Here is a 26588-nt window from a genome sequence, read left to right on the forward strand (position 1 = left end):
GTCAAGAAAGTAATCATTCGCCAACCCGGCTCAGGCGTCGAGATGCCGCCGGTCGCCGGTCCCCTTGGTCAGCGCGCTCGCAACCGCGCCCTCGAGTACCACGTCGTCGCCGTGGTCGGTGACGCGAATTTCGGGCACGTTGTTGAGCAGCATCTCGGAGACGCGCTCACGAATCGGATCGACGACGAGTTCCTCGTTGTGCAGCGCAACGGCGCCGCCAAAGGAGACGACGATCGGTGCGAACGACTGGATGACGTTCGTCACGCCGATCGCGTTCCAGTGGGCGAGCTGTTCGATGACGTAGTCGGCGAGTTCGTCCTCGCCGGCGAACTCGAAGACGTCCTTCGCGGTGAAGTCGGGGTTCTCGAGCGGGAGGTCGGTCGCAATCGTCGGATCGTCGTCCGCAAGGAGTCTCGCGAAGTTCGGGATACCGTTGCCCGAACAGTAGGCCTCCCAGTGGCCGTCGTGGCCACAGCCACAGGTCAGGCGGCCGTGCGGGTCGACGATACAGTGGCCGACCTCGCCGGCGTTGCCGTCCCAGCCGTCGAGGATTTCGCCGTCACAGCAGACGCCAGCACCGACCCCCGAGGAGATAGTGATGTAGACCATGTCGTCGGGGTTTCGGTCAGCATGAAAGCGCTCGCCGATGACGCCGGCGGTGGTGTCGTTGTGGAGGTGTACCTCGTCCGTCTCGAGTAGCTTTTCGATCGGACCGGTGAGCGGAATGCGGTCGATCGAGTCCGGCAGGTTCGCCGGGTCGATGACGGCACCTTCCGCGAGGTCGAACGGACCGATCGAGCCGATGCCGGCAGCAGCGACATCGGTGGGAGTCACACCGGCGTCGCCGCAGGCTTCGCGCAGCGTCCGGAGGACGCCCTCTGTCACGTCGATTCCCGTTGGTCCGCGTGGCGTGGCGTTTCGACTGACGCCGATCGTCGCCCCGTCGTCCGTGGCGATCGCCGCCCGGACGTTCGTCGCGCCGAGATCGACGCCCGCATAGTAGACCATCCTGTTCGAATGACCGCCGCCGCGTTACTTAACTACACATATTGTACTCGGCGACGAGTTGTTCTCTCTTGTTGCGGTGGTGAGAGCTATGCTTCCTCGTCGTTGCGAACGAACGTCACCGGACACGGTGCCGACAGCAACACCTCCTGTGCCGTCGATCCGAACACCGCCTTGCCGGTCGGCGACCGGCGACGCCCACCGACCACGACACGGTCGGCATCGACAGCTGTCGCCAACTCGACGATCGTCGGCCCGTGATCGCCAACCGCACCGCGAGTCTCGTACTCGAGTTCGTGTTCGTCGAGCACGTCCTGCAGTTCCCGAATCGTCGAGTGACGGGTGGCGACCTCGTTCGGGTCGACCTCCTCGAGTTCGGTGTCGAACTCGAGTTGGGAGAGAACCTCGTCGTACTCCGAATCGGTGAAGACGTGGCCGAGGACGACGGTCGCGTCGGCCGGTTTCGCGACCTCGACGACGGTTTCTGCCAGTTTGGTGCTGCGGTCAGCATCGCCAGGCCCGACGGCAAGCAAGACGGTTTCCAGTGTCATACCCCATGTATGTACGGAGGGATACTTAACTTCAGGAGCCGCCCGTGACGGCGACGCATCCTGGTTCGGTGTCCCAGGCGACTTTTTACCTGTTCTCGACGAGAGTGGCGTATGGACGAACACGCACTCGAGAACCGGACCGTTCTCGTGACGGGCAGCGCACGCGGTGTCGGCCGGGAACTCCTGCTGGCGACGGCAGCGTACGGCGCAGACACCGCGGTTCACTACCACACGAGCGCCGAGGCGGCCCGCGAGGTCGCCGAGGAAGCTCGCACCCGCGGTGGCGGCGACACAGAAGCGATGACGGTCCAGGCAGACATCACCGATCCCGAGAGCGTCGACGGACTCTTCAGCGCCGTCGAAGCCGAACTCGGGAGCGTCGACGTACTGGTAAACAACGTCGGCGACTTCGCGCCCAGCCGCTGGGACGAACTCGAGTTCGAGACGTGGAATCGTGTACTGGAGACGAACCTCAACGGCACCTACCTCTGTTCGAAGCGGGCACTGGAGACGATGCGTGGGGGAGAACAGGGTGATCGGACCGACGGTGCTGCCGATGGCGACGAGTACGGCCGGATCGTCAACGTCGGCTACGCCTCGAGCGAAAAGGGGCTCGTGAGTCCGGTGAACTTCCCGTATTTCGTCGCAAAGGCGGGCGTGTTGATGTTTACCCGAATGCTGGCTGCGGATACGCAAAACGACGGCGTGACTGTGAACGCAATTTCGCCGTACGTCGTCGAGAATTCGGACGAGTTTCCGGAGGAACTGCCCCGTGGCCGTCCGGCGAACTTCGACGATCTGGTGCAGCCGCTGTTGTTCTTCCTCGATCCCGACTCGGGGTATATCAGCGGCGAGAATATCGAAGTCGACGGCGGCTGGTTACCGGAGCACGTCTAAGCGCACCGATACGAGAAATTCCCGCTCCGTTCACAAGCCGACGCCGAAGCCAAACTCCTGTTTCACAAAGCGTGCGAGCAACGGAATGTCACCCGGACTGAACAGGTTTGCAATCGCGCGGACGTTCCCGCGATTTGCCTTTGCCAGCGTATCGTCGTCGAGTTGGCGCAGGTTCTGCATGAACTCATCGTAGCGCTCGTTCTCGGCGAGATAGAGCAGCTTCGTCATCCAGAGCCGTTTTTGCATGTTCGGCGCGACTTCGCGGTGCCAGAGCGTGTCGTAGACTTCGAGATTCTCCGCTGATGGCTCGATATCGCCGTGTTTGAGACAGCTATCGACTGCTGCTGCTGCCATCCGTCCCGACTGCATGCACTTGTTGATCCCCTCGCCCCAGAGCGGATCGACCGTCGGAACCGTGTCACCGATAGCCATGAACCGATCGGTGTGCATCTTCCCTGGCATCTGGATGTGAGCCGAGCCGCGGTGTTGCTTGCCCTCGATCCGCGTCGCGTTCTGGAACCGCGGATCGGTGTCGAGCCAGTGGTCGAGATAGTCGTCGATCGCGAACCCATCGCGTGCGTAGCGGTCGTGTCCGTTGTTCTGGATATAGCAGAGACCGACCTTGGCCGTATCCTCGCCGGTGTGGAAAATCCACGAGTAGCCACCCGGTGCAATATCGTGATCCAGACGCAGCATCATCGCATCGTGGAGATCCGCAAAGCCCGGGCGATCGATGTCGATGCCCTCGAACTCATACTCGATGCCGATCGCATGATTCTCCCGTTTGAGATCACTCACGCCGAGTTTCTTCGCGATCGGCGCTGCCGGCCCGGTCGCATCGATCATCACGTCACCGTAGACCTCCTGATCGCCGTTGTAGGTCATCCCCACGATCTCACCGCCCTCCATGATCGGCGCAGTCGCGCGCGATTCGAAGTAGTACTCCGCGCCCGCGTCCTGGCCGTCCTCGGCGAGATAGCGCTTGAAATCAGCGAACTCGAGTACCGCGCCGGGCTGATCTTTCACGTAGTGGTCGGTCGGCGACTCGAGGACGACGCTGTCGGTGTACTGCATGACGACGTCGTCGGGAATGCCGAACGACGCCATCATCGAGGGGAACGTTCCGGCGGTCGATTTGTTGCTCTGTCGCGGGAACTCGTCCTCGGATTCGGTTTCGAGGACGACGACGTCGTATCCGCGCGTCGCGAGGTCACGGGCACATTGGGCACCCGCCGGCCCGGCACCGGCGATCACCACGTCGTAGCGGTCGGTCATACTCGTGTGACTCTCTCGAACCCTAATGAGTTTGTTCAGTCGTCGCTGTGAGCGACCGGACTCGAGTACACACCGCTACGAACGCAAGAGCGGCTACTCGAGGCTGCTCGCTGTACTTGGTACTGGGTTCTCGCTGTACTTGGTGATTGGTGCCTACTGCTGGTATCTGTTGTGTCTCACGTGGCGATCCACGTGCGATGCAGCGGGACTGGCAGCGAAACGGACCGGCGCATTCCCGACAGTCGCGCGCGTCGACCGCGTACCTTTTTGCTCCCCTCGGAAAAAAGAGGGCGTATGGTCGACGTCCTCGACAACAAACGGGCCGCGACGCGATTTCGGATCCTCGTACAGATCGCCGAGCGCCAGCCCGCAGTCAGCCAGGGGGAGATCGCCGAGGAAGTCGGCGTGACGAGCCAGGCCGTCAGCGAGTACATCCGCGATCTCGTCGACGACGGACTCGTCGAGAAGGAAGGCCGGTCGCGCTACCGCGTCACTCGCGAGGGCGTCGACTGGCTCTTTCGCGCCGCAGACGACGTGCGTCGCTTCGCAGACCACGTCACCGGTGACGTGCTCGGTGCGATGAGCGAAGACGCCTACATCGCCGCCGCCGAGATCGAGGAAGGTGACACCGTCTCACTGACACTCGAGGACGGGCTCCTTCACGCGACTCCGGGCGGTGAGGGTCCCGCAACGGGTATCGCCACCACGGACGCCGAAGCCGGCACCGACGTCGGCGTCACGAGCTTCGAGGGTGTGATGGAACTCGAACCCGGCTCCGTGACGGTTTTGCAGGTGCCGACGGTTCGAACCGGTGGCAGCCGTGCGATCGACGACGAGACGGTTCGCGACGCCTGTGACGACGCCGATATCGTCGTCACAACGGGTGTAGAGGCGACCGTCGCCTGCCGACAGGCAGACGTCGAACCCGCAGTGACGTTCGCCGTTGGCGAAGTCGCAGCCGACGCCGCCGAACACGGACTCGAGGTGACCGCTATCGCGACGACGGATGCCGTCGGGCGCGTTACGGACGCGCTTCGTGATGCGGATGTGGCCTACGAGGTACTCGAGGGGTAACGCTGGGCTGCTGTCGAGCCATGAGTAGTAGTCGGTACCACTCCTACTGCACACAAGAAAACACGAAAGCAGGAAAGCAGGAAAGCAGAAATTCTGCTCGACGACTCAGCCGATATACCGCAGATCGTCGTCCGTCGGCACGTCCATCTGCTGTTGTTGTTCCATCTCCTGGATCTTCCCGATAACGTCCTCCATCTCCTCGGCACGCTCGTCGAGCGTCTCGTAATCCAGCTCGATCTCGAGTACCTCCTCTAGCACCTCGAGCACGGCGCGGGCACTTTTCGGGTCGACGAGATAGCCGCTCGTCTCGCCCATCAGACACGCCGACTCGAACCCGCGGCGGGCACCAAGGCCGAGCAACAGGCCCGAGACGCCGACGATACCGCCTGCCGGTTCGTCCTCTCTGAACTCGACGCCGGCCTCTTCGAGATCCTCGCGCATCGACTCCTCCGTCATGGCACCCACGACGGCGTACTCGTCGATGAGTTCGCCCGTTGGAATCCCGCCGAGTGCGAACGCTTCGGACGCGCCGAACTCCTCGGCGATGTCGAGGAACGCACTCGTCAGCACGTAGTGGCCATCGTTCGTCTGGGCCTGGTGATCACCGGTCAGCAAGAGCAGATCGCGTCCCTCCGGCGGGGATACCGCGTAGATTTCAGCACAGGTGAGCTCCGAAACGCCGTCTTCGACGGTCACCTGCGGCGGGAATTCGCGGGAGTACACCCGTCGAACGAGCGTACTCTCGCCTTCGAGTTCCTCCAGCAGGTGGTCGACGGCGAGTTTTCCAACGTGTCCAACGCCCGGCAGCCCCTCGACGAATACGGGGTCGTCCAGGTCGAGTTCGGCGACCGCGTCGATGTCGAGTTCGTCCATACCCTAGCAGCGATGGCGACGTTTAAGAGCGCGTCGGTACTCGCCGTAAGGATCTTCGGGATCGAAGGGTGCCGGGGCACTGTTTTCGGTGTCAGCGCCACAGTCCGGACACGTCGCAGAAAGGGTATATCGCGGGCGGTCGTGTCGCTCGCGCCACGCCGAACACACCCGGATATCAGATTTCATTGTCGCTGTAGTGGTTGCAAGACGGGATGTATCGGTCCGTTACTCCTCGTCAGTCCGTCGCTCGCGGTGGTACTCGCCGTCGCCACCGTGACCCTGGATCGCAGTGACCGCACGATCGGCACTCTCCTCGAGTTGGGCCTCGGCAGTCTTGTAGTTCGGCGCCTGCACGCGGATCCGGTACTCGGGTGCGCCGACGTAGGTCACTTCGAGGTCGACTTCCTCCGGGACCTCGCCGTTTCCTTCGGCGGCTTCGAGTGCCTCGCGGATGCCGTCGACACCGGTTGCCGATGGGTTCTCGAGGTCGACGTAGCCGGTGACGTTGACGTACGGCACCGAGACGTTCTCGCGGGCGGTTTCGACGAGCGAGTCGATCTCGTCGTCCGTGAGTTCGGTGCTCTCGAGTGCCTCACTGCCGTGGATTGCAGCCTGCTTGAAGCCTTCATAGAGGCTTCCGTGTGCACCGATGAGTTCGTTTGCGATCGCGGTGAACTCCTCGTCACCGATCTCATCGCCGGTCGCCAGATCCATCCAGTTGTCTGCCTTCTGCTCGTTTTTCCACTGCTGGATCTTCTCCGAGCGCTGGTGGTCGTTGACGTCCTTGAGCGAGAGGTCGATCTGCTGGGATTCCTCATCGACATCCAGGACCTTGCAGACGACGATCTGGCCCTCACGGACGTGGTCACGGACGTTCTTGATCCATCCGCTGGCGACCTCGGAGATGTGAATCAGGCCGCGTTTGTCCTCGTACTCCTCGAGATCGACGAAGACACCGAAGTCTTCAATCTCGTCGATCTTGCCGACGACGAGATCGCCGGGGTCGGGCCAGCCGCTGTACTTCATCGTGACTCGACGGTGTCGACGATCTCGTGTTCGATCTCGGCTTTGCCACCGGTCGGTCGCGCGAGCGTCGTGCCACAGACGGCACAGGCGACCTCCGTGGAGGCCTTGCCGAAGACGGTCTGTTCGTTCTCGCAGTCACTGCATCGAACGCTGTAGAAATTTCCTGCCATTGAAATCACTCCTGGAACTCGAGTCGGCCGGCGCGCCATCCTTCGCGGAGGTGGGCCTTGCCACACTCGTTGCAGCGGTACTTGAGGTCGGTCTTCTTGGTTGGCTTCTCGCCACCGGGTACCTTCGAGAAGCGACCGGAGTTACCGATCGACGCGGTGTTGCGCCGGGTTCGGCGAGCGTCCCACTTCATCCCGGAGGAACGGCCCGATCGGGACTTCTCGACTTCGTGTTCGTGGTGTTCGTTACAGTGCGGGCAGTACGTATTGAATCGGCGTGGCATCTGCATGGTTATCTCACTTGACGTGGGCTAAGACAGCGCTGTTTAAAACCCGTTTGGTTCGTCGTCAGTTTCGACGTCGAGGACGCCCCTCACGCGGGCGCGCGTTTCATCGTTGTGTCGGCAGCATTATCGTCATCGCCGCCGTCACCCTCGCCGCCATCTCCTGTCGATAACATCGTCTCCACCACCGTCGGCAGCACCGGCTGCCAGCCACAGGTGTTCGAAGCGTTTAATCCGCTCTCCTGAGAACTGTGGCGTATGAAGCGGCTCATCATCCACGGGGACCCCGGTATCCGAAAGGGGGCACTCATCGAATACGACGGTGAGGAACTCGTCTGCTTCGGGATCAACCGCAACGGCGAGTGGCATGGCCCCGAAGAGGTCCAGCTGTGGTGTATCGTTGGCGCTGACTCGGAGTACGAGGACTTCGAACACCAGAACTACATCCCGCACTTCCTCGACGTCGAACGCGTCGACGCCGAGGCCATCGATGTCGTCCGTCCGCAGGGCGACCTCGCAGTGTAACACGGCGAGGCATCGTTTTCGCACCTCTTTGGATCTACCCACCAAGACACACTCTCAACACGTGGCTCAGACGCCATCCTGTCACTCACGATTTCGCGATTTCACAATCTCACAATCATCCAATCACACGGCTGAAACCGGGCGCTACTGTTAGCACCCGTACCCACAGTGAAGCTGTACTCGAGTACGGTCGTCCAGCACGACTACAAGGTAAGCACGGATTCCAGATGACTGAGTCACTTATTGACGCGATTCGAACGCGTGTGCGTGCATTGCTCTCGACGAGTCGGTTCAGTCAGTTTGCCAGCGTTGGATTCGTTGGTGCGACGGTCGACAACGTCGGACTCATTGCGCTGGTCGAACTGGTTAGCCTGAACCCGGTGTTTGCGAAGGTCATCTCCTGGGAGCTCTCGATTGTGGTGATCTTCATTTTGAACGAGTACTGGACATTCGCCAGCCACGGTAAGATGAGTGCGTGGGCGTTCGGTCGGCGATTTCTGCGGTCCAACGCGGTCCGATTCGGTGGGTTTCTGGTAACGCTGACGGTACTTGCAGTGTTGGTTAACTGGTACGACGTCAACTACGTTATCGCGAATCTGGTTGGAATTGGGATCGGCTTCTTCGTGAACTACACCTGTGAGAGCCTATACACGTGGAAGGTACACCGAGACGGGCGGTAGAAACCCGCACACGGCGTCCGAATCACAACCCTTAACTAGCACACCGGGTTACGATATGGTAGCGGGATGGGATAGCCAGGAGATTCCGGCGGGCTCATAACCCGCAGACCGGTAGTTCAAATCTACCTCCCGCTACTTTTCAGGGATTCAATAACGAACGACGAACAGTGTGAGGAGTGAGTCTGAATCCCTGTAAATACAACGAGTAGATCTGAAGTAGGCCACGAGCGACCGCAGGGAGCGAAGTGGACGTAGTTCAAATCTACCTCCCTACGTTCCAGTGATAACATGTTTGTGAGTCACAACCGGATCCCCCCGAATCCTGTACTGACTCACTGATGGTTCGTCCAGCATCTCTGCACGGACGACACAAACCAGACACTAGAAGTAGACTCCCTTCCCAGATAGCGACATGACACAGGAGTCCCGTCGGCTCCTCCGCACCGCCGATGCGCTGGTCTCTGCACTGTTCATCACCGCCGTCGTAGCCGTGATCGGACTCGTCGTCTCGGCAGTCCGCGGCGGCAACTGGACAACAGTCCGTGAAGCAATGTTCGTCATCGGCATCCTCCTCCTGACGTTTGGCACCATCCTCACCCGACCTGGCGTCCGCCCACGAATCAAACGCGAACTGGAAGATGACGACGACGAAGCACGACCTCAACTCGAGTCCGATGCAGAGACGCCGACGTCACACCAGAAGCGTCTGGCAGCACTACTGAACAGTTCGAACCCGCTTACGGAGTCCGAGCGACTTTCGCGCGGCGTTCGGTTCTTGCTCGCAGGTGGACTGGTGCTCGTGGTGACGTTTGGGACGGAGTACTGGTAGCAGACGGACGCACCACGGAGAACCGAATCACTACCGCAAGCTACGTGGTGAGTGTATAGAAGCGACGGGGGACGTCTGGACTGCGTCTCGAGAGACAGTGGAGCGCAATAGAATACAGCGAGCGACGGTTTCTAACTGGAATGTTACCCTGGACAGGCTCTCGTCTACAAAACAAACGATCAAAGTAACCTACCGGACGGAGTGATGCCGATTCGTCGGATTCGGCCCGATTCGGTCAGTCCGATCGAACCGTCTGCTCGAGATCCGTCGGCGGCAGTTCGTTCTCGATGCGAAGGCAGGACGCGGTCTGTCCGGACGCCGTCTGCTCGAGTACGGGCGACTGGGTCTCACACGGTGTCGCGAACGCAGTGGCGAGTGAGTCGCGAGCCTCGTCTTCGTTGCCAGTCACGATGTTCTCGATAGCCGACTCGAGAACGGCTTCGGCCTGCGGGTCCGAAAGCGGCTTCGGAATATCGAACTCGTCGCGCAGTCGGACCTTCGTCTCGGCGGTCGTCACCTCCTCGGTCGTTTCGTACTCGTCGACTTCGGTGAGGAGCATCTCGCGGATCGCCTCGACGTTGAGTGCGCCGTCGTCTAGTTTCTGCCGGAAATCCATCACACGTCGCCAGGTTTGCTGGTCGAACTCGTAGCCCTCTGGCTGGATCACTTCGGGACACCGCGTGTGGAACCGACAACCCGACGGCGGATTCGACGGGCTCGGCACGTCGCCGGTGAGTTCGACACCCATACCACGGTCGTTCGGATCGGCAGTCGGGATCGAGGCCAGCAGCGCCCGCGTGTAGGGGTGTTGTGGATTCGCGAAGACCTCGTCCGTCCGTCCGAGTTCGACGATTTCACCGAGGTACATGACGGCGACGCGGTCACAGATCTGACGAATAACAGCCAGGTTGTGGCTGATGATCAGGATACTGAGTCCGAAGTTCGCTTGGAGGTCGTTCATCAGTGACAGAATCTCGGACTGGATCGAGACATCGAGCGCCGAGACCGGCTCGTCCGCGATGATCATGTCAGGGTTCATCGAGAGTGCCCGCGCGAGACCGACGCGCTGTTTCTGCCCACCGCTCAGTTCGTGTGGGTAGCGGTCGGCATCCGACGCGGAGAGCCCAACTCGTTCTAACAGGTCGGCGACGATCTCGTTTCGACGGCCCTTGTCAGTCAGCCCCTGTACCGTCAGCGGCTCGGCGATTGCATCACCGATACTCATCCGGGGGTCGAAACTCGACTCCGGATCCTGGAAGATCATCTGGACGCGGCGTCTAAACGCCTTCATCTCCTCGCTGTCGTACTCCGTGATATCCTCGCCATCGAACTGAACGGTCCCCTCGGTTGGCTCTTCGAGTCGGATGAGCGAGCTCGCGGCGGTGGATTTCCCACAGCCACTTTCGCCGACGATACCGACCGTCTCGCCAGGATAGACATCGAAATCGATCCCGTCGACGGCACGAACACGGCCAACTTCCTTCGAGAGAATGCCCTCCGTGATCGGGTAGTGTTTCTTCAGGTTCTGCACGGAGAGCAACGGTTCGTCGCTCTCGCTGCTGCCACGACGGCGGTCGGCCGCTCGATTACTCACGTCGACCACCTCCGGTTGTCCGCTCCTGTTTCCCACTCTCATCCGTCCCGCCATCGGTCCGACCGGTTCGCTGCGTCCCACTCTCGCTCGCAGTGTCGCCACCGACCCGCTCGAGTACCGACGGATCGTCGGCGGTCTGGTAGTGGACACACGACACCTCGTGTCCGTCGCCCGCAGCGGACTCGAAGGCCGGCTGTGCGCCGGTTCGACACTCCTCGATCGCGTACGGACACCGGTCTGCGAACCGACAGCCCTCGGGCGGATCGATCGGGTCCGGGAGCGAACCGGGGATACCGCCCAGGGAACCGTGGCCCGGCAGGCACTCGAGTAGCGCCTTCGTGTAGGGATGGGACGGCGAGTCGAAGACGTCGTAGACGCTGCCTCGTTCCATCACTTTGCCGGCGTACATGACGACGACGCGGTCTGCGATTTCGGCGACGACGCCGAGGTCGTGGGTGATGAAGATGATGCCCATTTCGAACTCCTCCTGGAGGTCGCGCAGGAGTCTGAGAATCTGGGCCTGAATGGTGACGTCGAGTGCCGTCGTCGGCTCGTCGGCGATGAGCAGGTCGGGCTGGCACGCGAGCGCCATCGCGATCATCACGCGCTGTTTCATGCCGCCGGAGAGTTCGTGTGGGTAGTCATCCAGACGGGCGCTGGCCTCGGGGATACCAACGCGGCTGAGGAGGTCGACGGCCTCCTCGCGGGCGTCGTCTTTCTCGACGTCCTGGTGGAGTTGGATCGCCTCGATGAGCTGCCAGCCGACCGTGTAGACGGGATTGAGCGCACCCTGTGGGTTCTGGAAGATGTGGCTGATGCGTGCGCCACGGATATCGGTAAGCTCTTCCTCGGAGCGGGCGGCCAGATCGTCGCCGTCGAAGACGACGGAGCCGTCTGCGATCGAGCCGGGCGGACTTTTGAACAGTTGCGTGATCGATTCGCTCGTTACTGTCTTGCCGGAGCCGCTTTCGCCGACGATGCAGACGGTTTCGCCAGGGTGGACGGTGAAGTCGATGCCATCGACTGCCTGTACTTGCCCATCGTCGGTGTCGAACACCGTTCGCAGGTTGTCGACGGTGAGCAGCGGGTCGCCGCGTCTGCTGTCAGTGCGGGCTTTCGTAGTGGTGTTCATGGTCGACTCGTTGGGGGTGCTCGTTGTAGATGTGGAGTTAGGGTGGGTTGATTCTGGTTCTGGTTCCGGTTCTGGTTCCGGTTCCGGTTCCGATCCTGAACCAGATACGCTGTCGTCTTCGTGGCCACTCTCGTTCCCACTGCCGCGGTCAGGACTCGGCGAGGACGGCGGTGTCGGTGCCGGCGTCATTCGCCGCTCCCCTCCGAACGTGGATCGAGTGCGTCACGGAGCGCGTCGCCGATGAAGTTGAACGCGAGGATCGTGAAGAACAGGAAGACCCCCGGAATCGTCGAGATCCACCAGGCGTACTGCAGGTCGTCTCGACCGGACGCGATGACCTCGCCCCACGATGGGACCGTCGGGTCACCGAGACCGAGGAACGCCAGGCTCGCCTCGAAGAGGATGAGTCCGGGGATCAACAGCGTCACCGCAGTGATGACGCTGTTCGAGACGTTCGGCAAGAGGTGGCGACGCATCGTCCAGTAACTACTGGCACCCGCGTTCTTCGCGGCGAGGACGTACTCCTCTTCGCGGCGCTGGAGTGCCTCACTCCGAACAATACGGGCAATTCCGCCCCACCCGAGCAGGCCGAAGATCACGATCATGCTGAACAGGCTGCCACCGTAGAGGTAGACGACCATCAGGTACAGGAAGAACGTCGGGAACGTGATCTGGATGTCGACGTAGCGCATGAGCACGGCGTCGATCCAGCCGCCGAAGTAGGCGGCACTCACGCCGACGATCGCCGCGATCGTGATCGTAATCATCGCAGCGATCAGGCCGACTTGCATACTGACCTCCATCCCGTAGATGACCGAGACCAGGATATCTTTCCCTTCGTGGGTCGTTCCGAGTGGGTGCGCCCAGGTCCCATGACAGCGGCCACCCGAGACCTCTCCGGCACACTCGACCGGCATCCACTCTTCGACCGACATGAACACCGGCGGCTGGTAGGCGTTACTGGGGTTGACCGTCGGTCGATCCAGGAACCGCGGTCCAATCGACCCAATGACGAAGATAATCCCCAAGTATATCAGGCTGATAACGGCCGCCTTGTTCTTGCGGAACTGCCGCCAGTAGTACCTCGTCATCCGCTTGTTCTCGTACAGCGGCACGACGACGAAACACAGGATCGACAGCAACGTCAGAATGTACAGCCAGTCGAGTGCCTGCAGGTTGACACCGAGCGTGCCGATAGTATCGGTTCCCGGCGTCTTGATGACGTAATCGTAGATGACACCGGCGGCAAAGACGGTGTAAATGCTTGCAATGATGATCGCCTTGAGTGACAGCGATCGATGTGCGTCGTCGACTTGTTCCCAGTCGACATCTTCGAACGTCTCTCGACTCCCGGCCGAGCCGTGTGTGTCAGTATCGACCGACATCAGGAATCACCGTAATCGATCCGTGGGTCGAGCACTGTGTAGGCGACGTCCTGTGCCAGGTTTCCGATAATCGTCAGGAACGCCGGTAACAGGACTGTCCCCATCACCAGCGGTGTATCCTGATTGATGATCGCCCGGAAACTGAGCATCCCCAGTCCCGGAATGCCGTAGACGACTTCGATCAGATACGACGACACCAGGATAATTCCCAGCAAGTCACCGACGAGGATCGTTGCGAGGGGAACCGACGCCGGCCGGAAGATGTGACGCGTCAGGATCCGCCGCCCCTCGACACCCTTGGCCTTCGCCGTTTTGACGAACTCAGCCTCGACGTACTCGAGTGCCTCCGCGCGAGAGTAGCGCATCAGACTCGCGATCGAACTCAGTGTGAGCACGATAATTGGTAGTATGAGCTGTTGAGCGTTCTCCAAGGAGAACACGGCAACGCTCGTGTCGAACAGGATCGGCACCCAGCCAAGCATCACCCCGAAGATCACGAGCAGGATGATCGCGAACCAGAAGTCCGGAATGCTCAGCCCGAAGAAGGCGAAGAACGTCGCCGCGTAGTCACTCCGGGTGTACTGGTTGGTCGCGGAGTAGAGGCCGATAGCAATGCCCAGAACTGTCGAGATGATAACGGAGGGAACCCCGTACATCATCGAATACGGTATTGCATCAGCTATCGCTGTTGTGACTGGTTGTGCGCGTGTCTCAGACCATCCCCAGTCGAGCGAGAGCATGTTCCCCATGAAGTCGACGTACTGAACGTGAATCGGCTGGTCGTATCCGTAGTAGCTCTCGTATGCCTCCCCAATTTCGCTCGGATCATCACCGGCCTGTGCGGCCTGGAACTGGAGTTCGGCAAGCTGTGTATCCGGCGTAAAGTACAGGAGCATAAACGTCAGCGTCAGGACGATCAGTGACGCGACGACTGCCCAGGCAACTCGACGCAGAATATAGGTTGTCATGCTCATGCGCCATCACCACTGCATTCCAATAAGAGTATGAAAGGTAGCAACACGGTTGAATTTCGGTTTCAGTCTCGTTCTCGTTCTCGTTCTCGGTTACGGTAGGGTTGATACTATCGCCGAATCGAGTGTCGGTCAGCGAGGTTATGCTTCGTCGAACGCCCAGGTGTGGCGGTCCCACGCCTGACCGAACTCCTCTTCGGGTCCATCGACGTATCCCTGGTACCCGATGATGTCGTCACCCATGGCGACGAAGTTAACCGGCTGATCCTCACTCAGAATACCGAAGATTTCTGCGAGTGTCTCCTGGCGCTCGCTCTGGTCTGCACTGGTTCGGACAGTGCTAAACAGCGACGCCATGTCGGCATCCGGAACGTAGCCGAAGTAGTTCGTCGGTGCTTGTTCCGTCCAGAACGCGTCGGTTGCGGCCGGCGTTCGTGGATAGGTGTTGAAGTTGATCCCGTACATGAGGTCCCAATCCTCTTCGCTCGCGGAGCCATCGCGTGGGCCGTCGTTGTTCGGGCCACCAGTCCACGGCTGGTCGTCCTCGTCGCCCTGCCAGGAGTTTTGCACGTAGTTCGGGATCATCTGGTCGAACGTCACGGAATCGAACTCAACCTCGATACCGAGGTCGCTCAACTCGTCGCCCATGAACTCGGCCGTGGTTGCCGTCGTTTCGGTCCCGCGCGAGTAGACCATCGTCAGCGTGACTTGTTCGCCGTCTGGGTCGAGCAGCGTTCCGTCGCTGTCGTAACCGTAGCCCGAACTCAGGTTCTCCTCGAGAAGGTCCCGTGCGGCGTCTGGATCGTAGCTATCCCCTTCGCCGAACTGGGTCACTTCGGATTCATCGTACCACTCCGACCACTCTGGCTGGAACGTGTGTGCGACCTCTGCGTAGCCACGGAGGATGTTCTCCGTAATCTCGACCTTGTCGATCGCCATCGAGAGCGCCTGCCGAACCTCGCGCGTGCGAAGTTCTTCCCAGCCGTTCATCCGCTGGTTGTACGCCATGATAGTCAGGTACGAGTACGGAACTTCCATGACGTCGACGTCCGGTCGGCCCTCGAACTGCTCGACACGAGTCGACGGAATATTGGTCTCTTCGATCTCGCCCTGTCCGAGCGCACTCATCCGGGTGCTGTCCTCGTCGATCGCCTGATAGGAAAATTCCGTAAAGCTTGGCGCGTTCTGCCAGGCCTCGACCTGCTCGTCGCTGATGTAGTCCGGGAAGTCGTCAGCGTCGAGTTCGTTCATGTAGTAGTCGTCGTTCCTGACGGCGACGAACTCGGAGTCGCGGTCCCAGCGTTCGAACGTGTATGCACCGAGGTTGCCGGCGTAGGCCAGTTCTTGCACTTCGTCGTCCTGATCGAGACCCTCACCGTCCTGTGCGTCGACATACGGTTCGAGCAGCCCCTGTGGCATACAGTACGATCCCCAGAGGTCCGGCTCGAACGGCCAGTCGGCGTTCGGGTTCTCGAGTTCGATCTGGAACTCGAGTTCACCGGTTTCTTCGACGTGCGTTCCGTCCCAGTTACCGGCGGCTTCGGAGAGCGCCCAGTTGCCTTCTCCCTGGTGAACTTCCTGGATCATGTAGACCCAGTCGGAAGCGGTCATTTGACCGTAGTCACCGCCCCACTGGAGGTTGTCTCGGAGGGTTGCGACGTACACCTGCGCATCACCGGTGTCTTCAACGTCCATCCACAGTGGGAAAATCTGGTCGTCGGAGGTAACCGTGTATGCGCTGTCCATCACCAGCGCGAGCCGGTTGTTCGTGTTGTTGTCGGACACCTGAATGAAGTTCATCGATTCGGCGTCCGTCCCGTCGGCGACAGTGTAGGTATCGTCTGTTTCCTCGTCGTCGCTCCCCAGACAGCCAGCAGCCCCAATCACACCCGCTGCAGTGAGTCCCTGAAGGACACGGCGTCGGTTGATACCAGTTCGGTATCGCTTGTTATTCTCCACCATGAAACCACGGTATTAGCACAAGTATAAATAGGTTGTTGTTCCTGGTTCAACAAGATATTGTCAGGGAGGCCGTACCCAGTGTTTGCCCAATGCCTGTTCCGTAATATGGGATTGACACCAGTGTCTGTCCGGATATCAGTAGATGCACTGGAATAAACAGACAATGTGTTGTGATTGGGGTCGTCCCGTAATCGAGCTGTTTATAAGTTCCTGCTGGCCAGCAACTGCGTTGTATCACCAACGCATGCGTCAGGGACGGCTCGTACCGGGAAACTGGTTAAACAGTGTCTAACTGTAACGACTGATAATTGTGGTAGTTATCTAACTCGAAAACCGTCTATATCCGTGGTCTGCCCTTCCTACAGCGTCTCTTTTCTGAGAAACAGATGTTACCACTGTCCAGAGTGTATTGTATACAATTGTCACACAATACGAGATTGTGTACAAGTAATGGTAGCACACCGGATCCAAAACAAAAATTTATGGGACATGAGTGTCTCGTCTCACTCGAAATGGCGAATGAAATCGATCAGTCCCGGCGGACTTTCCTGAAGACTGCTGGGGCGGGTGCAGCGGTGGCAACGTTTGCTGGGTGCATTACCGACGAGGATCCCTCCGAAGACGACGGTGGGGACGAGGGTATGCTGAACCGGATCAACTCGACGATGACGTCGCTCGATCCGATTCAGTCGACCGACACGGCCTCCGGTGAGGTCATCAACCAGATTTACGAGGGGCTTACGTACTTCCCGAACGGTGGGGCGGAGGTCGAGAATCTCCTCGCTGAGGAAGTCGACATCTCCGACGACCTGCTGACGTACACGTTCACGCTGAAGGAAGCCGAGTACCACGACGGTACTGAGCTGACCGCAGACGACTTCGTGTACGCGTTCCGTCGACTCGCCGAGTCCGAGAACAGTGAGCGAGCGAACTTTATCCTCGGCGACATCTTCCTCGCAATCGAGCACGAGACGGACGACGATGGTGCAGTCGTTCCGGAATCGATTGGAGCCGAAGCGGTCGACGACCGAACGTTCGAAATCACGCTCCGGTCGGCGAACCCGAACGCACTCGACCTGCTGTCGTACGACTCCTTCTCCGCGATTCCAGAAGGAATCGTCGGCGACATCGAGGGCTACGACGGCGAGTACGAACACGGCGAGTTCGCGAGCGAAGTCGCAGTCGGTACTGGTCCGTTCGAGTTCGACAGCTGGGACCCAGACGCAGAAGCCGAAGTCTCCACATTCGACGATTACCACGGCAGCGTGGCGAACATCGACGGCGTCCACTGGCAGATCCTCGAAGACGACACTGCACACTTCACCTACGCGATGAACCGCAGTGCCGACGTCTTCAGTATTCCAACCGCGGACTACGATCAGTCGCTGATCGACGCGGAAACGGACGACGAAGGGCGTGAAATCGGTGAATACGGTCCCGTCGAAAACGGTGACATGCTCGACTACGTCGGCGTTCCACAGCTGTCGACCTACTACTTCGCGTTCAACGCACCGTCCGTCCCAGTCGAGATTCGACAGGCCGTTGCATACGTTCTCAACCGAGAGGACCTCGTCCAGGATATTTTCCAGGGACGTGGCGAAGAAGCAGTGACGTTCACGCCGCCAGGTGCGTTCCCGGGCGGTCCGGAGCGTCGCGACGAATTCATCGAGGACTACCCGTACGAGCTGTTCGAAAACGACCGTGATGCCGCACGCGACCTCATCGAGCAAGCTGGCTACGACGACGACGATCCGTACGAGCTCACCCTGACCACCTACGAGAGTGAGGTCTTCCAGGAAGCCGGTCGTTACCTCCGTGACAACCTCGCCGGACTCGGTGTCGACCTCCAGCTCGAGGAGACGCCGTTCGCGACGCTGCAGGAACAGGGAGAGAACGGCAACCTCGAGTTCTACTCGCTCGGCTGGACGTGGAGCTGGCCAGCAGCAGACTACGGGATGTTCGGCTTCGAACCGGAGAACACCAACACGTCCCTAATGCCCGGCGATGCGAGTGGCTACTACCTCGACTGGCACGAAGAGGACTCCGACGCGTCGGCAATGGCCCAGGAAGCCTGGGAAACTGTCGAAGCGAATCCAGAGCCCGAGGAAGGACAGGAAGCTCGCAACGAGGCGTACATCGACATGGAGCAGGCCATCTGGGACGACGCGGTCATGCTTCCGCTGTACCACGAAATCGCCGAGCAGTTCAACTACCAGCACGTCGACATCGAGCCGTTCGGAACGATGGGCGACTACCTGCAGCGGTACAACAACGTCACGCTGGACGAATAACGGCCGTCTAGCAGCAGAGCCGTAACTGTACAGCCGCGGTCCGGGAGTTCTCCCTCTCCCATCCAACTGTACGTGCGTTCAACGATAATAGGGAGGTTTATAATCCAGGAATGCTCGAACAACCTATAGTACGAGATATGATGCAGACGTTGCAGACGGGTGATCATTCGTGAGCCGCTGGCGGTACTTCTTCCGCCGGTTGCTCCTGTCGGTCCCCGTCGTTCTCTTCGGGCTCACGATTACGTTCGTCATCGTACGAATGGGCCCCATCGACCCTGTCGCCGCCATTGTTGGTCCTGAAGGGGGAGGCGCAAGTCGCGGACGTATCGAAGAACGGCTCGGATTGAACGAACCCCTCTGGCAACAGTATATCACCTTCATGGTTGATATGCTGACGTTCAACCTCGGCCAGTCGTGGGTTATTCAGCCAGGTCGAAGCGTCGAGAGCCTGCTGATGACCTACGCGCCACGAACGCTCTGGCTCGGGTTCTGGTCGGTTCTGATCGCTATCTGTATCGGGATCCCGCTCGGCTTCTACGCCGGACTGAACCCGAACACGAAGAGTGACTACCTCGCATCGTTCGGCGGGATCGTCTGGCGCGCAATGCCAAACTTCTGGCTCGCCATCATCATCCTCGCCGTCCTTCGCCAGTCCGAACGGTTCTTCTTCGGGCTGAGCTGGCAGTCACTTGGTGTTAGCAACAACCTCATCGGTCAGCCACCGCTCGACTTCATCGCGTTCACTGACTGGACCACGATTGGAATTATTAGTATCCCAGTGGGGGTATACTTCTCGTTCAGTACTCTCATCGAATCGATCAAGCAGGTCATGCCCGCCGCGATCGTGCTTGGCTCGGCCGCGATGGGGAACGAGATGCGAATCGGTCGAACGGCCGTTCTCGAAACGATCAACTCGAACTACGTCGAGACGGCGAAGGCCAAGGGGCTTCGTGACCGCGTCATCGTCTGGAAGCACGTCTTCCGGAACGCGCTGGTTCCGCTCGTCCCGATCATCACGAACGAGGCGTTCATCCTGATCGGCGGCTCGGTCATCGTTGAAGTCATCTTCGGCATCAACGGTCTCGGCTACCTGTTCTTCCAGGCAGCCGTCCAGGGTGACCTTCCGCTAGTCGGATCGCTGATGTTCATTTTCATCGTCCTGATCGTCTCGATAAACATCCTCCAGGACTTCCTCTACACCGTTCTGGATCCACGCGTGGGGTACGAATAGATGAGCATGAACGAATTCGACGACAAGACGCTTCGAGAACGAATTGCCGACAATCCACAACCGGCGCTTGCCTGGTTGGCTGGTGCCCTCGTGCTGGTCGCCCTTGAGTTGGGACGACTCGCATCCGGCATCGTCCAAGTCGGCGAAACCACCCGGTTTGCACTCGGCGGTATCGCGTCGCTTCCGGGATTGGTCGAAGAATCAGTTGCCAGTTCACTCGGTGAGATCGCGGGCCTCGTTGCGTTCGGCCTCGCAGCGCTCGTGTTGCTGGGTATCGCAGCCATTCTCGTCAAGTGGTTGTTGATCCCCTGGACACTGGTCGACCGCCTCGGCATCGAGGCAAGCACCGGTGTCAAAGACATCATCGAACGCGTCATCGTCACCGGACTCCTCGTCGTCGCTGCTGCCCTCGTCGTGCTGACACCAGTCGGTGGCGTCCTCGAGATGGCAGTCAGTGCGTTCACTCGCGGCGTCGAATGGGTGAGTTCGCTCCCGACGATTACGAGTCGCGAACTCATCTCGAACGAAGGCTACCAGCTTCCCGACGGCAGCTGGGAAGGGACCTTCCTCGGTCTCTCACCTGCCGTTGCGTGGGCGCTTCGTGTAGCGGTCGTCTACGCGTACGCACTGGTCTGGCTCGCCTGGCTCTGGCGCGGCTACGAAACGTTCCGTGCACACTACCGTGAGGCAGACTGGACGCCTCGCGACGACAGTATCAATCGCTTCCGGAACCACTACTGGGGAATGTTTGGTCTCATCGTCGTTATCATGTTCCTCGTGATGGCGCTGTGGGCACCGGCAGTGAGTCCCGCGACAGCTGAGGCCAACCTGTACCAGCCGTACGAACACGAGTTCGAGTACTACGGCGACGATGGAGTCGAAACGATTTCCCACGGTGATGCAAACTTTGACAGCCGCTCGCAGGGCGGTGATATCAACGTCGGGATCATGAGCTACGACGACTACGACCGGTTCCATCCGTTCGGGACAAATACGGACGGGAAGGATCTCTTTACCTTCTTGGCGTATGGAGCGCAGGTCTCGCTCGTCATCGGACTGCTCGCAACCGTCCTGATGGCAGTCATCGCGACGGCACTCGCGCTCATCACGGCGTACTACAAGGGCGTTACCGACCTGGTGACGATCGTGGCCAGTGACTCGATCATCTCCTTACCACGATTCTTATTGGTCCTGTTGCTCTCCGTGCTGTTCATGCAGGCCAATCACCCGGTTGCGGAGATCTACGACGGGGGCTTACTCCTGGCGTTAATCTTCGCCGGGACCGGCTGGCCACTCCTGTGGCGGTCGGTCCGTGGTCCGGCGCTTCAGGTCTCCGAACAGGAGTGGATCGATGCCGCAAAGAGCTACGGCCAGAGTCCGGCAGCAACCATGCGAAAGCACATGGCGCCGTACATCGCCGGCTACATGCTCATCTACGCCTCGCTGTCGCTCGGTGGGGTCATCATCGGCGTCGCTGCACTCTCGTTCCTCGGCTTCGGTGTGCAGGCACCGACGCCCGAGTGGGGCCGTGCCGTCTACGAGGGGCAGTCCCTCATCCCGACGTCTTCGTGGCACATCGCGACTCTGCCAGGGATCCTCGTCGTGTTGCTCGTCACTGGATTCAACGCTCTCGGTGACGGCATTCGCGACGCGATTGACCCACAGAGCGAGGCCAGCGACGGCGCCGCCGGCGCTGCCGGAGGTGGTGGATAATGGCTATGGAATCTGACTCTCCAACTGCGGCGACAGCAACGACAACAGCGGAATCGACGACGACGGCTGGGGCTGCGGCACGCGATGAGCCGATCCTCACCGTCCGAAACCTTCAGACCTCCTTCTTTACGGATAAGGAGGTCATCCGCGCAGTCGACGGCGTGAACTTCGACATCCGGCCCGGCGAAACCGTCGGAATCGTCGGCGAGAGTGGCTCCGGAAAGAGTGTCACCGCCCGTTCGATCATGGGACTCGTCGACTCGCCCGGCCGGATCATGCCGGGAAGCAGCATTCGCTTCAACCACGTCGAAACGCTCATCTCGTTCGCCTCGGACTTTTCCGAGCGAACCGTCAATCTCGACGACCTCGAGGCAGAACACGACCCCGCCTCGCTGTTCGACCACCCCGACATCGACGCGACACCGCGGACGTTCGGGTACGATGACCGCGAGGAAGCAACGATCGAAGACTTCGTCGGCGCCTACGGCGAGGAACTCGAGTTCATCGGTGATGACGACTGTGTCTTCGTTCGCGGTGGCGGCCCGAACGATCCGGAGTCGATCACCGACGGGTTCGTCGAACTCACTCGTTGTACGGGTGAGATTCAGCGCGCGATGCGCGGTGGCCGAATCGCGATGGTCTTCCAGGACCCGCTGACGAGCCTCAACCCGGTCTACACGGTCGGCAACCAGATCAAGGAGACGCTGCGGCTTCACCAGGATCTGTCGGGACAGGAGGCGACCCAGGAAGCGATGAATTTGCTCGAGGCGGTCGGAATTCCGGACGCACGCCGGCGCGTGACGGAGTACCCACACCAGTTCTCCGGCGGGATGCGCCAGCGGGCGGTCATCGCGATGGCGCTGGCCTGCGACCCCGACCTGCTGATCTGTGACGAGCCGACGACGGCACTCGACGTGACGATTCAGGCCCAGATTCTGGATCTGCTGCGCGAGCTGCAGGAAGAGCGCGACCTCGGGATCATGTTCATCACCCACGACATGGGTGTCATCGCCGAGGTGACCCACCGCGTGAACGTCATGTACGCGGGCGAGGTCGTCGAGACCGCGGGTGTCCACTCGTTGTTCGACGATCCGAAACACCCCTACACGCAGGGGTTACTCGAGTCCATTCCGGGCCGTCAGGAGAGTGACCGACTGCAGACGATCGAGGGTAACGTGCCGACGCCGAACGAGCCGGCGACGTACTGTCGGTTCGCGCCGCGGTGTCCGAAGGCGTTCGAAGAGTGTGAGGCGGTCCATCCGGATACGGTTTCGGTTGGCGATGCGAACGAGGACGAACAGACCGATCACACGGCAGCGTGCCTCCTCTACATTGACAAATACGTGAACAATCACGTTCGGACGGAGACAGGTGCACAGGCACAGACACAGACCCAGCCACAAACCGACGCCGACACAGCCGGAGGTGACGAACGATGAGCCAGAACGCAATGGAAGCGAACGCGACTGAGACGGAGCCACAGGTAGGATCGTCCCAGGACGACGACGTGATGGTCGAGGTTCGCGATCTGCGGACCTACTACGAAGGCGAGGGCCTCTTCGGCGGGACGCCAGTCAAGGCTGTCGACGGCGTTTCCTTCGACATCAAGCGTGGTGAAACGCTTGGACTGGTCGGCGAATCCGGCTGTGGAAAGAGTACCCTCGGACGAACACTCATTCAACTCGAGTCCGCAACGGGTGGCGAGATTCGATTCGACGGTACGGATATCACGACGCTATCGGGCGCGGACCTCAAGAAGTGGCGTCGGAACGCCCAGATGGTGTTCCAGGACCCAGACTCGAGTCTCAACGACCGGATGACGATCGGTGAGATCGTCCGAGAGCCACTCGACGTCCACGACTGGAAGACGCCGCGTGAGCGTCGCCAGCATGTGAAAGAACTGCTCGATACGGTCGGACTTCAGCGCGAGCACTACTACCGCTATCCCCACCAGTTCTCCGGTGGGCAGCGCCAGCGAATCGGTATCGCGCGAACGTTGACACTCGAGCCGGAGTTCATCGTGCTCGACGAGCCGGTGTCGGCGCTCGACGTGAGTGTGCAGGCAGAGGTCATCAACCTCCTCGAGGATCTGCAAGAGGAGTTCGGTCTGACCTATCTCTTTATCGCTCACGACCTCTCGGTCGTGCGCCACATCTGTGACCGGGTTGCTGTGATGTACCTCGGCAACATCATGGAGATCGGGCCGACCGAAGAACTGTTCGCCAATCCGGCGAACCCGTACACGCACTCGCTGCTGTCGGCGATTCCGGAACCTGATCCCTCGGCGCACAAGGATCGGATTACGCTCCATGGAACGCCGCCGAGTCCGCGATTCCCGCCGGATGGCTGTCCGTTCAGCACGCGCTGTCCCGCTCGGATCCGTCCGCCGGAGTACGAGAACCTGGACAACGATCTCTGGGTGCAACTCGATACGCTCCGTGAAGTGTTGCGCGAGCGCGACCGCGCGGAGAAGTCGGTTACTGACCGTATCCGCGAACTGCTGGGCAAGGAGCCACGGTTCGGAACGATCGAGGAGATCTATGGCGAACTGTTCGACGAGCACGACGTCCCGGCCGATGTGCAGGAAATCCTCGATGAGACGGCGGATCTCGCGCGCGATGAAGGCGAGATTGCTGCACTCGACCGGCTCGGTGAAGAGTTCGGGAGCGTCTGTGAGGGCTATGACCCTGACACCGGCGGCGAGAACGAGGATACAGACGACCCAGTTGCACCCGAGTACTACACGGTCAGTCCCACGGGACGACGCAGCTTCTGTCACCGCCACGATCCGAGCGCAGAGTACGCCGAACCGGATCAGGTGCTCGACGAGCGCCACTAACGGAACACACGAGTACTGATCGGCCGTGTCTACGTGTGGCCGGTCGTGGCCGTCTCACCGTTTTCCTCGTTGCTCACGTACTCGCCACCGTAGTTGGTGGTCTGGTGTGTCCTTCTGGTACCGACTCGAGTAGGAGTAGGGTTACAATCGAAGTCCATTTCTGCCCGCTTTGAGTAGCAGTGATTATATCGACAGCCGCGACGATACCGACTACGACACGCTTCACGCCGATTCCATGCCCACAGATTACCACCGGAGTTCACTCCACGTCCGATTATCCGTCTGGATCGATGCGATCACCTACGCCGGCGCAGTTGCCACTCTCGTAACCCTCGCTGCACTCCTCCTCGGTCTCGTCACCGGAGGTGGTCCCTCACAGGCAAAGTTCATACTCTTTGCCGTCGGTTTTCTCCTGCTTGGCTATGCGACAGTCCGACTGTGGCCGTCCACACCAAGCGATCTGGATTCTCAGACTGAACTTGCCGGCGTCGAAGGTGACTCGATTCCGGAAACTGCAGACCGGACGCGGTTTCAGGCGTTCGTCCAGCAGTTGCCACCACTCCGGTGGGTTCGGTCACCGCCGCCGGAAGCCCGTATGCGAACCCAGGGAAAACTCCTCCTGGGAAGCATCGCGGTATTGCTCGTCTCCTTTCTGATGGAGACCGTGTTCGGGATCTGAGTCGCATCGGCTCTCCGGTGTGTCCAGCTATCGGTCGTTCGTATTCGTACGTGCATACACAGAGCTACAGTTGCGTCTACGGTCACTCTACGTCCATACCCGCGTCTGCGTCCACACCCACACCTACACCTACACCTGCCTACAGTCATGCCCACAGACACACTCACACGTCCACTCACACGCAAACCCCCCCAGCCGAACTCGGCACTCGAGTCGGCGTGAAAAGAGTTATCCGGCTACTGTGCCCACCCCTTCGTATGGTACGGATTGGGAACGACGATAGTGCTGAACGAGTCGAGCGAGTCAGCACGAACGCAGTCAAAGACGCCTGGGCGCAAACGACCGACGAACTGGAGGTACTCGCCGAACAGCGTCGTGAGAACGGCTGGGATACCGTCGCGGTTCCGGCGATTCAGACGGCCGCGGTCAGCCGAGACGCCGGCCCGAAACACAACGAACGCTTTGGTATCGTCTTCGTCGTCCCGGACAACTACGCCGACTCGTTCTCGGAAGCGTTCGAGCGCGGCGAGTTCCCACGGTTCCAGGCGTACCGAAACGAGGTCAGCGGTGCTGTCTTCCTCGTCGTCGAGTATCTCGATCCCGACACCGAGACCGCGATTCTCCTCGCTGGCCAGTACGAACGTCGCCACGTCGGTGGGATGCTCTCCGCTGCCGCCGACGAGGGTGTCCTCTATACGCACGCAAAAACGCTCAACGGGACGATCCTCGGCTCGTTCGAGCACGAAGGAGACGAGTACGAGCCACTCGTCCCCGAAACGATCGAACCGATCGGCAACAGTTCGGAGTAACTCGTCTCAGTGTCCGGGTACTCGAGTACCCAGAGGTGAGTTCGGGTCGTTCTGTTGTGGGTTGCTTGGTGTGTTGAGTGCTGTGTGTGGTGTGTTGAGTGTTGAGTACTGTGTGTGGTGTATTGCGTGCTGAGTGCTGTGTGTGCTGTGTTGCGTGCTAAATGCTAAGTGCTACTTGCGAAGTGGAGAGAAACGAGACCCGTCGCGACCGATCAGGAGTCGCCGTGTTCGTCGATAATGACGACTTCACCGTCGACGACGTCGACGTTGATGAGCGTCTTGACGTCGTAGCCGGCGTCATCGACCTTGTTCTCACCGCCAACCTTCTTGATGACGGCGACAGTATCGATGACTTCTGCGCCGATGCCGTCGAGCGCTTCGAGCACCGAGGCGAGCGTGCCGCCGGTCGAGAGCACGTCGTCGAGGACGAGGACGCGCTCGCCCTCGCGGACGTCGTTGATGTACATCTCGTTCTCGGAGTAGCCGGTCTGCTGGGAGATTGCGACCTCGTCGTCGAGGCCGTACTGGCGCTTTCGGATGACGGTCAGCGGGATGTCCGTCATCAGCGAGACGGCGGTCGAGATGTGAATCCCCATCGCGGCTGGGGTGACGATTCGGTCGACATCCTGGAGTTCGGCCTTGCGGATGATTCGGATGACGATTTCACGAAGGAGCGTCGGGTCGAGCTTCGGGACACCGTCGCTGATCGGGTGTACGAAGTAGTGATAGCCGTTCTTTTCGATGATCGGCGCCTCGAGGAGCGACTGCTGTAACTGATCCATGTCGTGGGTCGGAC

Annotated in this window: 27 protein-coding genes and 1 tRNA gene; 13 read left to right on the forward strand and 15 right to left on the reverse strand. The window is 60.2% G+C overall.

Annotated elements, in window-relative coordinates; genetic code table 11:
• Positions 1-30: 30 nt before the first annotated feature.
• A complete protein-coding gene (locus tag C483_RS14805; RefSeq protein ID WP_006654174.1) occupies positions 31-1008 on the reverse strand; it encodes an ROK family protein in 978 nt (325 codons plus the stop codon).
• Between the two features lie 86 nt (positions 1009-1094).
• On the reverse strand, positions 1095-1556 hold the full coding sequence (locus C483_RS14810) for a universal stress protein (protein ID WP_006654175.1): 462 nt from the start codon (positions 1554-1556) through the stop codon (positions 1095-1097).
• A 111-nt stretch (positions 1557-1667) separates the two neighbouring features.
• Between C483_RS14810 and C483_RS14815 the strand changes: the two genes are divergently transcribed.
• A complete protein-coding gene (locus C483_RS14815) occupies positions 1668-2453 on the forward strand; it encodes an SDR family NAD(P)-dependent oxidoreductase (protein ID WP_006654176.1) in 786 nt (261 codons plus the stop codon).
• A gap of 30 nt (positions 2454-2483) precedes the next feature.
• On the opposite strand, the gene C483_RS14820 is transcribed toward C483_RS14815, so the two are convergent.
• The gene (locus C483_RS14820; RefSeq protein WP_006654177.1) at positions 2484-3728 is read right to left on the reverse strand and encodes a digeranylgeranylglycerophospholipid reductase; all 1245 of its coding nucleotides are present in this window, start codon (positions 3726-3728) and stop codon (positions 2484-2486) included.
• 294 nt (positions 3729-4022) lie between these two features.
• On the opposite strand from C483_RS14820, the gene C483_RS14825 reads away from it, so the two are divergent.
• Entirely contained in the window at positions 4023-4802 is a 780-nt protein-coding gene (locus C483_RS14825; RefSeq protein WP_006654178.1) for a DUF7839 domain-containing protein, read from the forward strand.
• Between the two features lie 105 nt (positions 4803-4907).
• Here the strand turns inward: C483_RS14825 and C483_RS14830 are convergent, their stop codons facing one another.
• The 6 genes from C483_RS14830 to C483_RS20075 all read right to left on the reverse strand — a co-directional run bounded on the left by C483_RS14830 (position 4908) and on the right by C483_RS20075 (position 7424).
• On the reverse strand, positions 4908-5675 hold the full coding sequence (locus tag C483_RS14830; RefSeq protein ID WP_006654179.1) for a proteasome assembly chaperone family protein: 768 nt from the start codon (positions 5673-5675) through the stop codon (positions 4908-4910).
• Positions 5676-5678: 3 nt separating this feature from the next.
• Entirely contained in the window at positions 5679-5861 is a 183-nt protein-coding gene (locus C483_RS19610; RefSeq protein ID WP_006654180.1) for an RNA-protein complex protein Nop10, read from the reverse strand.
• A gap of 39 nt (positions 5862-5900) precedes the next feature.
• The gene (locus tag C483_RS14835; RefSeq protein WP_006654181.1) at positions 5901-6701 is read right to left on the reverse strand and encodes a translation initiation factor IF-2 subunit alpha; all 801 of its coding nucleotides are present in this window, start codon (positions 6699-6701) and stop codon (positions 5901-5903) included.
• The gene (locus C483_RS14840; RefSeq protein WP_006654182.1) at positions 6698-6871 is read right to left on the reverse strand and encodes a 30S ribosomal protein S27e; all 174 of its coding nucleotides are present in this window, start codon (positions 6869-6871) and stop codon (positions 6698-6700) included. The genes C483_RS14835 and C483_RS14840 overlap by 4 nt, the downstream gene beginning before the upstream one ends.
• A 5-nt stretch (positions 6872-6876) precedes the next feature.
• Positions 6877-7158 (reverse strand): 50S ribosomal protein L44e, encoded by a 282-nt coding sequence (locus tag C483_RS14845; RefSeq protein WP_006169133.1) that lies wholly within the window; start codon positions 7156-7158, stop codon positions 6877-6879.
• A gap of 83 nt (positions 7159-7241) precedes the next feature.
• A complete protein-coding gene (locus C483_RS20075; protein ID WP_152419891.1) occupies positions 7242-7424 on the reverse strand; it encodes a hypothetical protein in 183 nt (60 codons plus the stop codon).
• Here C483_RS20075 and C483_RS14850 point away from each other — a divergent pair.
• The 4 genes from C483_RS14850 to C483_RS14865 all read left to right on the forward strand — a co-directional run bounded on the left by C483_RS14850 (position 7411) and on the right by C483_RS14865 (position 9186).
• Positions 7411-7677, forward strand: a complete 267-nt coding sequence (locus tag C483_RS14850; RefSeq protein WP_006654183.1) for an HAH_0734 family protein — start codon at positions 7411-7413, stop codon at positions 7675-7677. The genes C483_RS20075 and C483_RS14850 overlap by 14 nt on opposite strands.
• Before the next feature lie 227 nt (positions 7678-7904).
• Positions 7905-8357: a GtrA family protein gene (locus tag C483_RS14855; RefSeq protein WP_006654184.1), complete on the forward strand. Its 453-nt coding sequence runs from the start codon at positions 7905-7907 to the stop codon at positions 8355-8357.
• A gap of 60 nt (positions 8358-8417) precedes the next feature.
• Positions 8418-8492, forward strand: a tRNA-Met gene (locus tag C483_RS14860).
• A gap of 277 nt (positions 8493-8769) precedes the next feature.
• Entirely contained in the window at positions 8770-9186 is a 417-nt protein-coding gene (locus tag C483_RS14865; RefSeq protein WP_006654185.1) for a DUF7555 family protein, read from the forward strand.
• 235 nt (positions 9187-9421) lie between these two features.
• On the opposite strand, the gene C483_RS14870 is transcribed toward C483_RS14865, so the two are convergent.
• From C483_RS14870 to C483_RS14890, 5 genes are all read right to left on the reverse strand, one after another.
• Entirely contained in the window at positions 9422-10789 is a 1368-nt protein-coding gene (locus tag C483_RS14870; RefSeq protein WP_006654186.1) for an ABC transporter ATP-binding protein, read from the reverse strand.
• The gene (locus C483_RS14875; protein WP_083860442.1) at positions 10773-12101 is read right to left on the reverse strand and encodes an ABC transporter ATP-binding protein; all 1329 of its coding nucleotides are present in this window, start codon (positions 12099-12101) and stop codon (positions 10773-10775) included. Before C483_RS14875 ends, C483_RS14870 begins: the two co-directional genes overlap by 17 nt.
• Entirely contained in the window at positions 12098-13297 is a 1200-nt protein-coding gene (locus C483_RS14880; protein ID WP_006654188.1) for an ABC transporter permease, read from the reverse strand. Before C483_RS14880 ends, C483_RS14875 begins: the two co-directional genes overlap by 4 nt.
• Positions 13297-14265, reverse strand: a complete 969-nt coding sequence (locus C483_RS14885) for an ABC transporter permease subunit (RefSeq protein WP_083860443.1) — start codon at positions 14263-14265, stop codon at positions 13297-13299. The genes C483_RS14880 and C483_RS14885 overlap by 1 nt, the downstream gene beginning before the upstream one ends.
• A gap of 144 nt (positions 14266-14409) precedes the next feature.
• A complete protein-coding gene (locus C483_RS14890; RefSeq protein WP_006654190.1) occupies positions 14410-16230 on the reverse strand; it encodes an ABC transporter substrate-binding protein in 1821 nt (606 codons plus the stop codon).
• Between the two features lie 512 nt (positions 16231-16742).
• On the opposite strand from C483_RS14890, the gene C483_RS14895 reads away from it, so the two are divergent.
• The 7 genes from C483_RS14895 (at position 16743) to C483_RS14925 (ending at position 25792) form a co-directional block, all read left to right on the forward strand.
• Positions 16743-18521 carry an ABC transporter substrate-binding protein gene (locus tag C483_RS14895; protein WP_049912768.1) on the forward strand — a complete coding sequence of 593 codons (1779 nt, stop codon included), beginning with the start codon at positions 16743-16745 and terminating at the stop codon, positions 18519-18521.
• A 169-nt stretch (positions 18522-18690) separates the two neighbouring features.
• Entirely contained in the window at positions 18691-19752 is a 1062-nt protein-coding gene (locus C483_RS14900; protein WP_006654192.1) for an ABC transporter permease, read from the forward strand.
• Entirely contained in the window at positions 19753-21465 is a 1713-nt protein-coding gene (locus tag C483_RS14905; RefSeq protein ID WP_006654193.1) for an ABC transporter permease, read from the forward strand.
• Between the two features lie 5 nt (positions 21466-21470).
• Positions 21471-22904 (forward strand): ABC transporter ATP-binding protein, encoded by a 1434-nt coding sequence (locus tag C483_RS14910; RefSeq protein WP_006654194.1) that lies wholly within the window; start codon positions 21471-21473, stop codon positions 22902-22904.
• On the forward strand, positions 22901-24304 hold the full coding sequence (locus C483_RS14915) for an ABC transporter ATP-binding protein (RefSeq protein ID WP_049912770.1): 1404 nt from the start codon (positions 22901-22903) through the stop codon (positions 24302-24304). Before C483_RS14910 ends, C483_RS14915 begins: the two co-directional genes overlap by 4 nt.
• A gap of 235 nt (positions 24305-24539) precedes the next feature.
• Complete coding sequence (locus tag C483_RS14920) at positions 24540-24983, forward strand: DUF7555 family protein (protein ID WP_049912794.1); 444 nt, start codon at positions 24540-24542, stop codon at positions 24981-24983.
• 257 nt (positions 24984-25240) lie between these two features.
• A complete protein-coding gene (locus C483_RS14925; RefSeq protein ID WP_006654197.1) occupies positions 25241-25792 on the forward strand; it encodes a DUF7529 family protein in 552 nt (183 codons plus the stop codon).
• 212 nt (positions 25793-26004) lie between these two features.
• Here the strand turns inward: C483_RS14925 and hpt are convergent, their stop codons facing one another.
• Positions 26005-26574, reverse strand: coding sequence for a hypoxanthine/guanine phosphoribosyltransferase (gene hpt, locus C483_RS14930; protein ID WP_006654198.1), 570 nt, complete (start codon positions 26572-26574; stop codon positions 26005-26007).
• Positions 26575-26588: the final 14 nt, after the last annotated feature.

The organism is Natrialba hulunbeirensis JCM 10989 (genome assembly GCF_000337575.1).
In the GTDB taxonomy this organism is placed as follows: domain Archaea; phylum Halobacteriota; class Halobacteria; order Halobacteriales; family Natrialbaceae; genus Natrialba; species Natrialba hulunbeirensis.